11 protein-coding genes and 1 tRNA gene are annotated in these 13618 nt (G+C 54.3%); 8 read left to right on the top strand and 4 right to left on the bottom strand.

Going from position 1 to position 13618, the window contains the following annotated elements:
* Nucleotides 1–63: 63 nt before the first annotated feature.
* Entirely contained in the window at nt 64–945 is an 882-nt protein-coding gene (locus tag PUV47_RS02375) for an ATP-binding protein (protein ID WP_274216843.1), read from the bottom strand.
* A gap of 284 nt (nt 946–1229) precedes the next feature.
* On the opposite strand from PUV47_RS02375, the gene yajC reads away from it, so the two are divergent.
* The 6 genes from yajC (at nt 1230) to PUV47_RS02405 (ending at nt 6478) form a co-directional block, all read left to right on the top strand.
* Nucleotides 1230–1559, top strand: coding sequence for a preprotein translocase subunit YajC (yajC, locus tag PUV47_RS02380; RefSeq protein WP_274216844.1), 330 nt, complete (start codon nt 1230–1232; stop codon nt 1557–1559).
* A 91-nt stretch (nt 1560–1650) separates the two neighbouring features.
* On the top strand, nt 1651–3258 hold the full coding sequence (gene secD, locus PUV47_RS02385; RefSeq protein ID WP_274216845.1) for a protein translocase subunit SecD: 1608 nt from the start codon (nt 1651–1653) through the stop codon (nt 3256–3258).
* A 14-nt stretch (nt 3259–3272) separates the two neighbouring features.
* Nucleotides 3273–4211, top strand: coding sequence for a protein translocase subunit SecF (secF, locus tag PUV47_RS02390; RefSeq protein WP_274216846.1), 939 nt, complete (start codon nt 3273–3275; stop codon nt 4209–4211).
* 12 nt (nt 4212–4223) lie between these two features.
* The gene (locus PUV47_RS02395) at nt 4224–4622 is read left to right on the top strand and encodes an Mth938-like domain-containing protein (protein WP_274216847.1); all 399 of its coding nucleotides are present in this window, start codon (nt 4224–4226) and stop codon (nt 4620–4622) included.
* Nucleotides 4623–4654: 32 nt separating this feature from the next.
* The gene (locus tag PUV47_RS02400) at nt 4655–5509 is read left to right on the top strand and encodes a phytoene/squalene synthase family protein (protein ID WP_274216848.1); all 855 of its coding nucleotides are present in this window, start codon (nt 4655–4657) and stop codon (nt 5507–5509) included.
* A gap of 24 nt (nt 5510–5533) precedes the next feature.
* Complete coding sequence (locus PUV47_RS02405) at nt 5534–6478, top strand: GNAT family N-acetyltransferase (RefSeq protein ID WP_274216849.1); 945 nt, start codon at nt 5534–5536, stop codon at nt 6476–6478.
* A gap of 82 nt (nt 6479–6560) precedes the next feature.
* Here the strand turns inward: PUV47_RS02405 and trmFO are convergent, their stop codons facing one another.
* Nucleotides 6561–7964 carry a methylenetetrahydrofolate--tRNA-(uracil(54)-C(5))-methyltransferase (FADH(2)-oxidizing) TrmFO gene (trmFO, locus tag PUV47_RS02410; protein WP_274216850.1) on the bottom strand — a complete coding sequence of 468 codons (1404 nt, stop codon included), beginning with the start codon at nt 7962–7964 and terminating at the stop codon, nt 6561–6563.
* 207 nt (nt 7965–8171) lie between these two features.
* On the opposite strand from trmFO, the gene PUV47_RS02415 reads away from it, so the two are divergent.
* The gene (locus tag PUV47_RS02415; protein ID WP_274216851.1) at nt 8172–8825 is read left to right on the top strand and encodes a hypothetical protein; all 654 of its coding nucleotides are present in this window, start codon (nt 8172–8174) and stop codon (nt 8823–8825) included.
* A gap of 545 nt (nt 8826–9370) precedes the next feature.
* Here PUV47_RS02415 and uvrA read toward each other — a convergent pair.
* Nucleotides 9371–12307 (bottom strand): excinuclease ABC subunit UvrA, encoded by a 2937-nt coding sequence (gene uvrA / locus PUV47_RS02420; RefSeq protein WP_425313725.1) that lies wholly within the window; start codon nt 12305–12307, stop codon nt 9371–9373.
* 413 nt (nt 12308–12720) lie between these two features.
* Between uvrA and PUV47_RS02425 the strand changes: the two genes are divergently transcribed.
* The gene (locus tag PUV47_RS02425) at nt 12721–13272 is read left to right on the top strand and encodes a single-stranded DNA-binding protein (RefSeq protein ID WP_274216852.1); all 552 of its coding nucleotides are present in this window, start codon (nt 12721–12723) and stop codon (nt 13270–13272) included.
* Between the two features lie 153 nt (nt 13273–13425).
* Here the strand turns inward: PUV47_RS02425 and PUV47_RS02430 are convergent.
* Nucleotides 13426–13500 (bottom strand) — tRNA-Glu (locus tag PUV47_RS02430).
* Nucleotides 13501–13618: the final 118 nt, after the last annotated feature.

The raw sequence follows: 13618 nt of genomic DNA on the forward strand, positions 1-13618 counted from the left end.
CTTATGGAGCCGCCTTTTTCATATCTCCAGGTAGATTACAGTGTCTGATGGCAGGCCTGAGACCTACGATAGGTTTTGGCCCAGTCGGCCCGCCAGATCCTGGATGAACTGCCACGCAACTCGGCCTGATCGTGCGCCTCGTGTTGTGGACCATTCAAGCGCCTGCGTGCGCAACTCCTTTTCGTCGATCTTCAATCCGTATTGGGCTACATAACCGGAGATCATCTCCAAATAGTCCTCCTGCGAGCACTTGTGGAAGCCGAGCCAAAGACCGAATCGATCTGACAAGGAGACCTTTTCTTCCACGGCTTCCCCGGGGTGAATGGCAGTGGAGCGTTCGTTTTCCATCATATCGCGCGGCAGCAGGTGCCGCCTGTTAGACGTCGCATAAAACAAGACATTTTCAGGCCGTCCCTCAATGCCGCCCTCCAGTGCAGCTTTCAAGCTTTTGTAGGTGGCGTCATCACCATCGAAAGACAGATCATCGCAAAAGACAATGAAACGGAACGCGCTATCGCGAAGCCGACTCAAGAGGTCGGGTAGGGTGCTTATGTCTTCCCGGTGAATTTCGATGAGTTTAAGGGCAGGGGTGTTTTCTGGCCGATCTTCATTGATGCTCGCGTGTATCGCTTTGACCAGCGACGATTTTCCCATACCACGAGCGCCCCACAGGAGCGCATTGTTCGCAGGAAGGCCTCTGGCAAAGCGCTGTGTATTGTCAAAAAGAGCAGTTTTAGAATGATTTACGGCCTTTAACAGGTCAAGTGGTACCTTGTTTACTCTTGCTACAGGTTGTACCCCTTTTGGCAAGGGGTGCCAGATGAAAGCATCTGCGGCCTCAAAATCTGGCGGCCTGTCTTCTTGCGGGACAGCGCGTTCAACGAGTGAAAGAAGTCGGTCAAGTCGCTCGGTCAGAGCAGTAAAATCGGCGTTCTGATTTGTCATATTCTGGAAGTCTTATGATTTGAGTTGGCCGGCTGCGGTTGCTCACAACATAAATTTTCAGAGAACAAGCATCGCGGCAATATTTCGATGCCACAAGCACTAGCATGTCGGTTGTGGCTGGGGAAAGTCCTCTTGAGAGCCGCAAAATCTTGAAAACATTGTTATGGCTTGTATAGTCCGGCGCAAACTAACCGATTTCGGTTGAACGGGGCCACAAAGCCTTTACATAAACCGGTGGTTTGAACTCCCGCTGCAGTTGGCAGTTTCGGGCTAAGGAGAAGAGAATGTTTATTACCCCCGCCTACGCGCAGAGTGCTGGTGGCGCACCGGACATGCTGATGTCCATCCTTCCATTCATCCTGATCTTCGTGATCATGTGGTTTTTGATCATCCGACCACAGCGTCAGCGCATGAAGGCACATCAGGAGTTGGTCAACAATCTGCGCCGTGGGGATACCATCGTTACTTCTGGCGGTCTGATTGGTAAGGTATCCAAAGTAGTCGACGATAACGAAATTCAGGTCGACATTGCTGAGAACGTCCGAATTCGCGTTGTGCGTGCAATGGTTCAAGAAGTCCGCTCCAAGTCTGAGCCGGTAAAAGAAGGCGAATAAGCCGCTTCTTGATTGCAACTTTGAACTCTCCGTAGGCGTATGGACTTTGTCGATACGCGTGCGGGGAGTTTCCTAAACCAGGCAGAGAAACATGCTTTATTTCGCGCGTTGGAAGATCGCCTTGATCCTCCTCGTTGTCCTAGCCGGCGTTTTGGCAACACTGCCAAATTTCTTCTCGAAGTCTACGCTTGAGAGTTGGCCCGATTTCCTGCCCAAACGGCAGATTGTATTGGGTCTTGATCTTCAAGGGGGCGCATATCTGCTCTATGAAGTCGATAGTGAAGACTACAAGCAGCAGCAATTCCGCCAATTGGTTGGCAATGTTCGCCAAGCGCTTCGTGAAAATCCCCGCATTGGCTACACCGGGCTGGGTATTCAAGGAGATTCGGTGCAGGTGCGCATTCGTGATGCCGCCAAGATCGATGAAGCGCGCGCCCGCCTGAACGAGCAGTTGAACCCACTGAACACCGGCGTTTTTGGCGGTCAGACAGTGAATGAGTTCCAGCTCGATGACCAAGGCGATGGTCTTTTCCGGTTTACGTTCACTGATGATGGTTTGCAGCAGCGCCTCGCGAAGGTCGTTGAACAGTCCATCGAGGTTATTCGCCGCCGCGTTGACGAACTTGGTACAACCGAGCCAAGCATTCAGCGTCAGGGCACCGACCGTATTCTCGTGGAGGCTCCGGGTGAAAGCGATCCGCAGCGTCTCAAGGATATCATCGGCCAGACTGCTCAGTTGACGTTCCATTTGGTTGACGATTCCATGTCTCCCTCGCAGGCGCTCCAGTCCCGCCCTCCGGCAGGTACAATGATCGTCTATGGAGTGGAGGATCAACTTCCGTACCTTCTTGACGAAACACCGCTGTTGACTGGTGAAGAGCTTCAGGACGCCTCGGTTGCTTTTGACCAGCAAACCAATGAGCCGGTAGTGAACTTCCGCTTCAACACCGCTGGTGCGCGCAAGTTCGCGGATGTGACCCGTCAGAACGTAAATCGTCCTTTCGCAATCGTTTTGGATAACGAGGTTATCTCTGCCCCGGTAATTCGTGAGCCAATCACAGGCGGCTCTGGACAGATTTCCGGCAGCTTTACCGTGGAAGGCGCTGACAACCTTGCCGTCCTGCTGCGCGCTGGTGCGTTGCCGGCAAAGCTCAATGTGATCGAAGAGCGTTCCGTCGGTCCGGGTCTTGGTGCTGACTCCATTGAGAGCGGTAAAATCGCGTCCTACGTTGGTGCTGCAGCAGTCGTGATCTTCATGATTCTGACCTATGGCGTCTTCGGGGTCATGTCGAACGTTGCACTGTTTGCGAACGTGACATTGATCTTCGGCGTTCTGACAACACTTCAAGCCACGCTTACGCTACCTGGTATCGCAGGTATCGTGCTCACAGTCGGTATGGCTGTGGATGCGAACGTGTTGATCTATGAACGTATTCGCGAGGAAATGCGGGCAGGGCGCTCCGCCGTGAGTGCCATCGATGCGGGCTATCAGCGTGCCATGGGAACCATTCTTGATGCGAACATCACGACCCTTGTTGCAGCACTGATCCTGTTCTTCATCGGTTCCGGTCCAGTGAAGGGCTTCGCCGTTACCTTGATGGTTGGTATTTTCACGACGGTGTTCTCCGCGGTGACGTTCTCGCGCTTCCTGGTGTCCACGTGGTATCGCCGCAAGCGCCCATCTACATTGCCGATCTGATCTGGAGACAAAAAATGAAATTGCTACGACTGGTCCCAGATAAGACCAACCTTCGTTTCATGAGCTGGCGGCGCGTGAGCTACCCGTTTACGGCTTTTGTTGCGATTGCCTCTATCGCGCTGTTTCTGACGGTCGGCCTCAACTATGGTATCGACTTCAAGGGCGGCTCCCTGATTGAGATCAAGACCACCGATGGGCCTGCGAATATTGGCGAAATCCGCGGCAAGCTCGGCGACTTGAATCTCGGTGATATTCAGGTGCAGGAGTTCGGAAGCCCCGAGGAGGTGCTCATTCGTATTGAGCATCAGGGCGATGCAGATGCCGATCAACAGGAAGTCTTGACCAACGTGCGTCAAGCTCTTGGAGAAAATGTAGAGTTCCGCCGTACAGAAATTGTGGGGCCTCGTGTTTCCGGCGAGCTGGCTCAAGCGGGCATCATGGCTGTTGGCGGTGCTTTGGTATTGATCCTGTTCTACATCTGGATCCGCTTTGAGTGGCACTTTGCGGTTGGGGCTATTCTGACGACCTTGAACGATATCATCGTGACCATCGGCTTGTTCTCACTGCTCCAGCTGGACTTCACATTGTCCAGTATTGCTGCCGTCCTAACGATCCTTGGTTACTCCTTGAACGATACCGTGGTTGTCTACGACCGCGTGCGTGAGAACTTGCGCCGCTACAAGAAACTGCCCCTTGATGAGCTGCTGGACCGCTCCATCAACGAGACACTGGCGCGTACGGTGAACACGTCTCTCACCACCTTGTTGGCGTTGTTTGCGCTCTACATCTTTGGTGGGGAGGTCATTCAGTCCTTCGTTCTTGCCATGATCTTCGGTGTCGTTATCGGCACTTACTCCTCGGTCTTCCTGGCATGTCCATTCCTCATCATGCTGAAGCTGCGACCATCGGCTTTCCGCAAGGAAGAGGACGACAACAAGGCCATTCAGGCCTAAGGAGACAAGAGATTGGCAAAACGCGGCGAACCCCTGATCATTCGAGATGCTCACCTTCCGCAACAGGTCGAACTGTCGGCCTATGGGGAAGGCGGCTTCCGGTTCGCCGACATGTCTCATCGCGGCTCCCTGTTAAGTGTGCCTTCAGGTACCTATGGCTGGGAGCCGTCGACCTTCGAAGATATTACATTGAAATCTCTTCAGCGGGTGCTGGATGAGAGCGAGCAATTGGAAGTGCTCCTGATTGGAACAGGGAACAGCCTTGTACCGTTTTCCGATGCTTTCAAAGCACCTTTCCGCGAGCAAGGCATTATGGTTGACAGCATGTCGACCGGAGCTGCCGTTCGCACATTCAACGTTCTTTTTTCCGAAAAGCGGGCCATCGCAGCGGCATTCCTCGCCGTCGATTGAGGCGGCCTGACCTGTTGGCTTGAGGAGCCCGCATGGACCACGCGACTTATTGCGCCGAAGTGGTGCGTAAATTCGATTATCCTCGATACCTGAGTGTTCTTTATGCCCCGCGTGAAGCGCGGGACGCCCTGATGGCGCTTTATGCGTTTTCATCAGAGATCGCGCGCGTGCGCGAACTGGTGCGTGAAGCATTGCCCGGCGAGATGCGTTTGCAATGGTGGCGTGACACCTTGGCCGGACAAGGGCACGGATCTGTCGGCGACAATCCTGTGGCTGCGGCGCTTCTGCAAGCGATCGATACACATGATCTGCCAGTAGAGGCATTTTTGCGTCTCATCGATGCTCGGGTTTTTGATCTTTACAACGATCCGATGCCGAGCCAACAGGACCTTGAAGGGTATGCTGGAGAGACCAGCTCAGTCCTTCTTCAACTCGCTTCACTCGTTCTGAATCGCGATCTGTCAGGCCGCGCGTTTGCGGATGCCTGTGGCCACGGCGGTGTTGCCTATGCCATGGTGGGCCTTGTACGCGCGCTGCCTTGGCATGCTGCGCGCCAGCAGTGTTTCCTCCCTAAAGACCTTTTGGAAAAGCATGGGGTCTCCTCAACCGAGATGTTTCGCGGCAATTCAACACCTGAACTCACAAGCGCGGTGGAGGAGTTTCTGGGCATTGCCCAGATTCACTACGGTAAAGCACAGGTTGCCTTGAAAGAAACACCCAGCGTTGCTGCGCCTGCATTTCTTGTGCTCACGAGCGTGCCTGCACAGCTAAATATCCTGACAGCAGATGATGTGGATTATCTCAAGCCTGGAAAGAGTGAGTCACCGCTCAAGCTGCACTGGACCTATTGGAAGGGCGTGCGCGCCTTGAAAAAACTGATGGCCTAGATGGCCGATACGCTGGAGTTTTGAATGCCTGATTTGGATGGGGATATAGAGCTCAAGCAGTTCTTTGATGCGGATGATCTTGATCGAATACTCGCTTTGGAAGCCGCCTGCGAAGCTCATGATGGGGCTGCGCTAAAGCTGGAGCTGGACTACAAGCGAAGCCTTGCCAGCACACGTCCCGAGGAGGACATGGTCACCGGCATCAACGAGTTCTTCTATATGTTTGAGGGCGAGCTGATTGGCTACCTTGGCCTTTGTGGATTTGGCGGCGCCGCAGCTCCCGTTGAAGCGAACGGCATGGTGCATCCTGACTATCGCAGGAAGGGTGTTTTCTCAAAGTTGGTACGCCTTTCCATCCAAGAATGGCGTCGGCGTGGGTCATCGAAACTCTTGATGCTCAGTGACCGTCACTCAGAGAGCGGTCAGGCCTTTCTGAAAGGGTTTGGCGCGACCTACTCCTTCTCAGAGTATGAAATGGTACTTGTGGGAACTGCAGGTTTTGAAGAGCAAGATGTGGCTTCGGACCTAACCTTGCGGATCGCCATGGCAGAAGATGCTGACGAGATCGCACGTCAAAATGCGATTTATTTTGGCGCCGCAAGGTCTGCTCAAACCACTGCGGAGGTGCGTGTTGAGGAGGCGCTTGGGTTTAAAGTGGATCCGGCGCAGGAGGCCAAGCGCGGCATGAGCATCTTTCTGGCGGAGGTGAACGGTCAGGTCGTCGGGAAGATCAATCTTGAACGCAGCTCCAACCCTGCAGGCATTTTTGGCCTTGGCGTTCTTCCACCTCACCGAAACAAGGGATATGGCCGGGCAATTCTTACCAAGGGGGTCCAGAAGCTACATGAGTTGGGCATACAAGATGTTTTGCTTCAGGTGGCTCCTGATAATGAAAACGCGCTTAATTTGTATCGGTCTGTTGGCTTTCAGGAAACATCGACCATGGATTACTTCGAGTACCCCGGTTAGGTGAACTCGATTATCCGGTTTAAATCGCAAAAAGCCCCTCTGCATGGCAGAGAGGCTTTTTTGTTTCTCATGTACACCAAGCTTAGTGGCCGGTCTTTGCGATCCACCCTTCAAAAGCAGTAAGGCCGCGTTTTGACATGGCCTGCTTCCTGGCGCGGCTTTTTTCTTTGCCACGCAAGCGCTTGCCATCTTCTGTCTTCGGCAACTCTTCCAATGGTGGCAGCAAGCCGAAGTTGATGTTCATTGGCTGGAAGGAGCGGGGCCCTTCGTTATCAGTGCGCGAAATATGGCCGCCAGTAATATGGTTCAGAATCGCACCCATGGCCGAAGTCGCTGGCGGCAGCTCCATGGTTTCACCAAGGAGCTCGTGAACAGCGAACAGGCCAGCAAGGCACCCAACTGCCGTGGACTCTACATAGCCTTCACAGCCAGTGATCTGCCCTGCAAAGCGCACATGCGGCGCCGCCTTGAGCTGTAGTTGCTCTGTCAGCAGCTTTGGCGAGTTCAGGAAGGTGTTGCGATGCAGACCGCCAAGACGGGCAAACTGAGCGTTTTCCAAGCCTGGAATCATGCGGAAGACATCGGTCTGAATGCCGTACTTCAACTTGGTTTGGAAGCCGACCATGTTGTAGAGCGTGCCCAACGCGTTGTCCTGGCGAAGCTGAACGACCGCATAAGGCTTCACCTCCGGGTCGTGGGCATTTGTCAGACCCATGGGTTTCAATGGACCGTGGCGCAGCGTTTCGCGTCCGCGTTCCGCCATAACCTCGATTGGCAAGCAGCCATCAAAGTATGGGGTGTTTGCTTCCCATTCCTTGAAATCGGTCTTTTCACCACTGATCAAAGCATCAATGAATGCTTCATATTGCTCCTTGGTCATGGGGCAGTTGATGTAGTCCTTGCCGGTCCCACCCGGGCCAACCTTATCATAGCGTGACTGGAACCAGGCAACATCCATGTTGATGCTGTCTTTATGCACGATCGGTGCAATGGCATCGAAGAAAGCCAGTGCATCTGTATCGGTGTGCTTGAGAATGCTTTCGCTCAACGACGGCGAAGTGAGCGGGCCTGTTGCGAGAATGACTTGTCCCCATTCTTGCGGTGGTACACCGGGCACTTCCTCACGGCGAACCTCGATTAGGGGATGGTCTTCAATCGCTTTCTGAACCGCTTGAGAGAAACCATCTCGGTCCACTGCGAGTGCGCCACCTGCCGGGACCTGGTGCGCGTCAGCGCAGCTCATGATGAGAGATTTGGCCATGCGCAGTTCCGCATGCAGCATGCCCACAGCATTGTTTGCGGCATCGTCAGAGCGGAAGGAGTTGGAGCAAACAAGCTCTGCCAGTCCTTCTGTCTGGTGCGCATCAGTCTTGCGGTGTGGGCGCATTTCATGAAGTACGACGGGATGGCCTTTTTGCGCGATTTGCCATGCGGCCTCTGATCCGGCAAGGCCGCCGCCGACCACGTGAATTGGTTTTTCTGTCATTCCGAGTCCAGTTGGTACAATAAGATGGAGGCGCAGCGTGTGCGCTCTCTCTGCGGGCCTGACTTCAGACCTCAGTCGTCCAAGGCTTACACACAGCCATGATTTGTTGCCCTTGATTACAGCGCAAACCTGTCGCATGCAATAATTTGAATAGCCAACCGGGATATGCTGTCCCTCGGTTTCTTCGTCAAGTCTTGGAGTTCTTAGTTGAAGCAGATTCGCTTAGGCCTGATTTCGGCCCTGTCCGCGTGCGCTGTTCTTGCCGGGTGCATGACCTTGGCCGGGACCAATCCGAGCACGTGGTATAGCTCCATGAATGGCCGGGAGCCCTCAGGAAACCGGATCTATATCTGCCATGGTTTTGGTTGCACCTACAAGACCGTGGTAGCTTTCTCTGAAAAGGACCGAAAAGCGCTGGCGCGGATCTTCAGCAAAGGCAAGGCGTCGTCTCCCTCAGCAGAGCGTGAAGCTCTCTCAAAGGCGATCATCTGGCAGGAGAGGCGCGTTGGGCGCATTGTTGGCTCTTCAAAAGACATAGGTGGTCTTGATATGCGCAATTCTGGCGTACGAGGCCAAATGGATTGCATTGATGAGGCAACTAACACGACCAGTTTGCTCATCTACGCTCAAGAACAAGGTTTCTTGAAACACCATACGGTCTCTCGCCCGGTAGCGCGTGGTTTCTTCCTTGATGGACGCTATCCGCACGCGACGGCGGTTATCACTGAAAAAGAGAAAGGGGTACAGTGGGCAGTGGACAGCTGGCGTCTCGCCAATGCAATGCCGCCGGATGTAATGCTCCTGGAAAAATGGTTCCGTGTTCGATCCAGTGAGCTGGAGGTTCCTCGACCTGAGAGTTGATCCGCAAAGGCGCGCGCTGGCCAGTGCCAAGGGTGCTAAGCCTCAAACAAATCACGTCAAAAATTTGTCCTGAAAAAGCGAACGCCCGCCGGTGGGAGGAATCGGCGGGCGTAACTCTTGTACGACGAAATTGGGAGGAGGTATCGCCGTACGCTTTTGCCTTTGGGTATGGGAGGAGGTTACCCGCAGGCTATGTTTTGACGCTTGGGGTTTGGGAGGAGGTCCCCGTTGCGTCTGAAAAAAGATATAGAACAGTTCTTGGATTATTGCACCACATCATTGTGCATGTCAGATATGCATTAGCAGCATGGCAATCCAAAAGACGTATTTTTATGAACTGCGACAAATGGTGCAATTCCGGGATTTATTCTTGGAATACAACAAAATACGGACCAATAAAATGCATGCCTTATCTCATGAATCCCTAGGATTCGCAGGAATTTTCGGCGTGTGAATATTTCTCTATATTGTGCACATGCGAAAAACCCCGGAAACGATCCGGGGTTTTAATCAGGTACTTTTAGGGGGGGGGCAGCTACGGGTTGCTATTCGGCAGCGTCCCTGCGCTTGGCCTTGGTGCGGCGCTCAAACAGTTCTGCAAGAAACACGCCTGTATAGCTGCCGGGTGTTTTTGCAATTTCCTGTGGTGGGCCGCTGGCCACAATCTGTCCGCCGCCATCGCCGCCCTCGGGGCCGAGGTCGACCACCCAGTCGGCAGTTTTGATGACCTCCAGATTGTGCTCGATCACAAGGACAGTATTGCCTTGCTCAACAAGCTCATGAAGCACTTCGAGAAGCTTTGCTACGTCATGAAAATGCAATCCGGTTGTCGGTTCATCCAGAATGTACAGCGTGCGGCCTGTTGAGCGTTTAGAGAGTTCCTTGGCCAGCTTGACACGCTGAGCTTCACCACCGGAGAGGGTGGTTGCTTGCTGGCCAACCTTGATGTAGCCCAGCCCCACACGGGCCAGAGTTTCCATCTTGTCTCGAATAGCCGGTACCGCACTAAAGAACTCTGCTGCTTCTTCCACGGTCATGTCCAAGACATCGGCAATAGACTTGCCTTTGAACTGCACTTCAAGGGTCTCGCGATTGTACCGTTTGCCCTTGCAAACGTCACAGGTCACATAAACGTCTGGCAAGAAGTGCATCTCGATCTTGATGACACCGTCGCCTTGACAGGCCTCGCAGCGGCCGCCCTTCACGTTAAATGAGAACCGTCCGGGGGCGTATCCTCGGGTTTTTGCTTCCGGCATCCCAGCAAACCACTCACGGATCGGCGTAAACGCCCCCGTGTAGGTGGCGGGGTTGGAGCGCGGGGTGCGACCGATTGGGGACTGATCGATGTCGATAACCTTATCGAGGTGCTCAAAACCTTCAATACGGTCATGAGGACCGGGGTTTTCGCGCGAACCGTTCAGATGTCTCGCTGCAGCCTTGTAGACAGTGTCGATGAGGAACGTTGACTTTCCGCCACCTGATACCCCTGTAACGCAGGTAAAGGTGCCAAGTGGCAGTGTCGCGTCAACGTTCTTCAAGTTATTGCCGCGGGCTCCGAACACCTTCAAGGAACGCTTCTTGTTCACCTTGCGCGGTTTCGCGGGCATTGGAATCTCCATGGCACCGCTCAGGTACTGTCCAGTCAACGATGCGGGATCGGACATGATGTGCTGTGGTGAGCCTTGAGAGACAACCTGGCCGCCATGAATCCCTGCGCCCGGGCCAACGTCAACCACATGGTCTGCGGTCAGTACGGCGTCTTCGTCGTGTTCGACCACGACCACCGTATTGCCAAGGTCCCGAAGGTGCTTCAACGTTTCCAGCAATCGGGCGTTATCGCGCTGGTGGAGACCGATAGACGGTTCATCCAACACATAGAGAACGCCCGTCAGGCCAGAGCCGATCTGTGATGCCAGACGGATGCGCTGGCTTTCACCACCGGAAAGGGTGCCAGAAGATCGGGACATGGACAGATATTCCAAGCCCACATCATTGAGGAACTTCAGACGCTCGCGAATTTCCTTCAAGATGCGATAGGCAATCTCGTTCTGTTTCGTGCTCAGCCTTTGATCGATTTCATCAAACCAATGGTAGGCCTGCCTGATTGAGAGCTGAGTGATTTCGCCAATGTGTTTGCTGTCGATCTTGACCGCAAGGGCTTCTGGTTTCAGGCGATAGCCGCCGCAGGCGTCGCAGGCATGGTCAGATTGGAAGCGCGAAAGTTCTTCGCGGACCCACTGGGAATCCGTCTCACGCCAACGGCGCTCGATGTTGCCAATCACGCCTTCAAACGGCTTGGCAGTCTTGTACGAGCGCGTGCCGTCGTCGTAAACGAACTCAATCTTTTCTTTGCCCGTTCCATGTAGAACCTTGGCGCGGAAATCTTCTGGCAGTTTGGACCAGCCGGTTGTCATGGACTGACCATAGTGCCGGCACAGTGCTTCCAGCGTCTGGGTGTAGTATGGCGAGGTGGACCCCGTCTTGGCCCAAGGCAGAACCGCACCGCCGCGAAGGCTCAGGTTCGGGTCCGGAACAACAAGATCGGCTTCGAATGCAAGCTGAGTTCCAAGGCCATCGCATTTTGGACAAGCCCCAAAGGGGTTGTTGAACGAAAAAAGACGTGGTTCGATTTCGGCAATAGTGAAACCGGAGACCGGGCAGGCGAACTTTTCTGAGAAGACAAGTTGTTTTGGGTCGCCTTTCTCATCGGTCTGATCCGCGAACTCGGCTGTTGCCAATCCTTCGGCAAGCTGCAAGGCAGTTTCCAGTGAGTCAGCCAAGCGTCCGGCGATATCCTCACGCACAACGATCCGGTCTACAACCACATCAATGTCGTGCTTGTATTTCTTGTCTAGGGCAGGGGCCTCGCTGATTTCATAGAAGGTGCCGTCGATCTTGACGCGCTGAAAACCCTTCTTCATCAACTCCGCCAGTTCCTTGCGGTATTCACCCTTTCTGCCGCGCACGATGGGCGCCAGCAAGTAGAGGCGCGTGCCTTCCTCAAGGTCCATGATCCGATCAACCATTTGGCTGACGGTCTGACTTTCAATGGGAAGGCCGGTGGCGGGCGAGTAGGGAACACCAACACGGGCGAACAAGAGACGGAGATAGTCGTAGATCTCCGTTACTGTACCAACTGTTGAGCGCGGGTTCTTCGAGGTGGTTTTCTGCTCGATGGAGATGGCAGGCGACAGGCCATCAATTTGATCCACATCGGGCTTTTGCATCATCTCAAGAAACTGGCGCGCGTAGGCGCTCAGGCTCTCCACGTAGCGGCGCTGGCCTTCGGCATAGATGGTGTCGAAGGCGAGGGAAGATTTGCCCGACCCGGACAAGCCCGTCATCACAATCAGACTGTCGCGTGGAAGGTCCAGATCCACATTCTTCAGATTGTGCTCACGGGCTCCTCGAACGGAGATCATCTTCGCTTCGCCGTGGGCGGCCTTGGAAAGGGCCGTATCTTGCGATGGTTTCGTAGTCATTTGCCCTTCCCGGGTATGGCGGCCTGCGTGGTTTGGCGGTTCATGCAGATAGCAATCTGTGTCTGTTTTTGTCGAGGGGCAGGCTAGAGGGATGCGTTGGTGAAAAATTTAACTGGAACATATACGGAACACACTACAGCATTCAAGGGATTTCTTGGAGGCTTTATAATTGACCGCCACCAAAGAAAAGGGTGTTGCCGCGCCGCGTCAATCCCGGTTATATTTAGAACAATGTGTGAACAACCTCCGGTCGCTGCGCGCTCCAACAGGTGTTCAGCCTCCCTCGTGTGGACAAGACAGGCTGTGAAGAGCTCGCCGTTTGCTACCTTGGTTCGGAATAGATAGGTTGCGCAAAAGATTTTTGAATATGGCGATGGCGCATTTGCGCTCGCCAAGACTTGCAGGAGTTTTAAATGGCGGGAAGCGTCAACAAGGTCATTCTCGTAGGTAATCTGGGAGCTGATCCAGAAGTGCGCCGCATGCAGGATGGTCGCCCAGTGGTGAACCTACGCATTGCCACCTCTGAAAGCTGGCGCGACCGTGGCACCGGTGAACGTCGTGAGCGCACGGAATGGCACCGGGTTGTTGTCTTTAATGAAGGTCTTGCGAAAGTGGCTGAGCAGTACTTGCGCAAGGGCTCCAAGGTTTACATCGAAGGCCAAATTCAAACTCGCAAGTGGCAGGATCAGGGCGGTCAGGACCGCTATTCTACTGAGATTGTGCTGCAGGGCTTCAACTCCACGCTGACCATGTTGGACGGTCGCGGTGAAGGCGGCGGCCAAGGTGGTGGCTTTGGCGGCGGTCAAGGCGGCGACTTCGGTGGCGGTGGTGGAAGCGGCTATGGCGGTGACTTTGACGGAGGCCAGGGTGGCAGTCAGGGCGGCGGCTTTGGCGGTGGAGGCCAGCAAGGCGGCGGCGGCTTTGGCGGCCCCGGCGGCGGAATGGACGACGAGATTCCGTTCTAAGGTTTCGCACAACAGTACTTTTTGAGCCTTGCACCTTCGGGTGCAGGGCTTTTTTATTTCGTTCGCCAGAACACAGCACGAAGTGAAGAGCTGCGTGCACGACGCCACGAAATTCATCTGATAAGCAAAAGTCGGGAATTTGGAGGAGGAGAGTGGCACGCCCAAGGGGAATCGAACCCCTGTTTCCGCCGTGAAAGGGCGGCGTCCTAACCGCTAGACGATGGGCGCACTCTGTTCGAACCGTGGGCGTTAGGAGCACCCCGTTCGTTTGTGTGGGGCGGTTTATATTCAGATTGCCGTTGGCTGGCAATAGTCAGTCCAACAAAAATCCACAGTTTGAAATAAA

The organism is Pseudovibrio exalbescens (genome assembly GCF_028737195.1).
Taxonomy (GTDB): Bacteria; Pseudomonadota; Alphaproteobacteria; order Rhizobiales; family Stappiaceae; genus Pseudovibrio; species Pseudovibrio zosterae.

Coding starts and splice junctions, on each gene's coding strand:
- PUV47_RS02375 (WP_274216843.1), bottom strand. CDS start 945: ATGACAAATCAGAACGCCGATTTTACTGCTCTGACCGAGCGACTTGAC.
- yajC (WP_274216844.1), top strand. CDS start 1,230: ATGTTTATTACCCCCGCCTACGCGCAGAGTGCTGGTGGCGCACCGGAC.
- secD (WP_274216845.1), top strand. CDS start 1,651: ATGCTTTATTTCGCGCGTTGGAAGATCGCCTTGATCCTCCTCGTTGTC.
- secF (WP_274216846.1), top strand. CDS start 3,273: ATGAAATTGCTACGACTGGTCCCAGATAAGACCAACCTTCGTTTCATG.
- PUV47_RS02400 (WP_274216848.1), top strand. CDS start 4,655: ATGGACCACGCGACTTATTGCGCCGAAGTGGTGCGTAAATTCGATTAT.
- PUV47_RS02405 (WP_274216849.1), top strand. CDS start 5,534: ATGCCTGATTTGGATGGGGATATAGAGCTCAAGCAGTTCTTTGATGCG.
- trmFO (WP_274216850.1), bottom strand. CDS start 7,964: ATGACAGAAAAACCAATTCACGTGGTCGGCGGCGGCCTTGCCGGATCA.
- uvrA (WP_425313725.1), bottom strand. CDS start 12,307: ATGACTACGAAACCATCGCAAGATACGGCCCTTTCCAAGGCCGCCCAC.
- PUV47_RS02425 (WP_274216852.1), top strand. CDS start 12,721: ATGGCGGGAAGCGTCAACAAGGTCATTCTCGTAGGTAATCTGGGAGCT.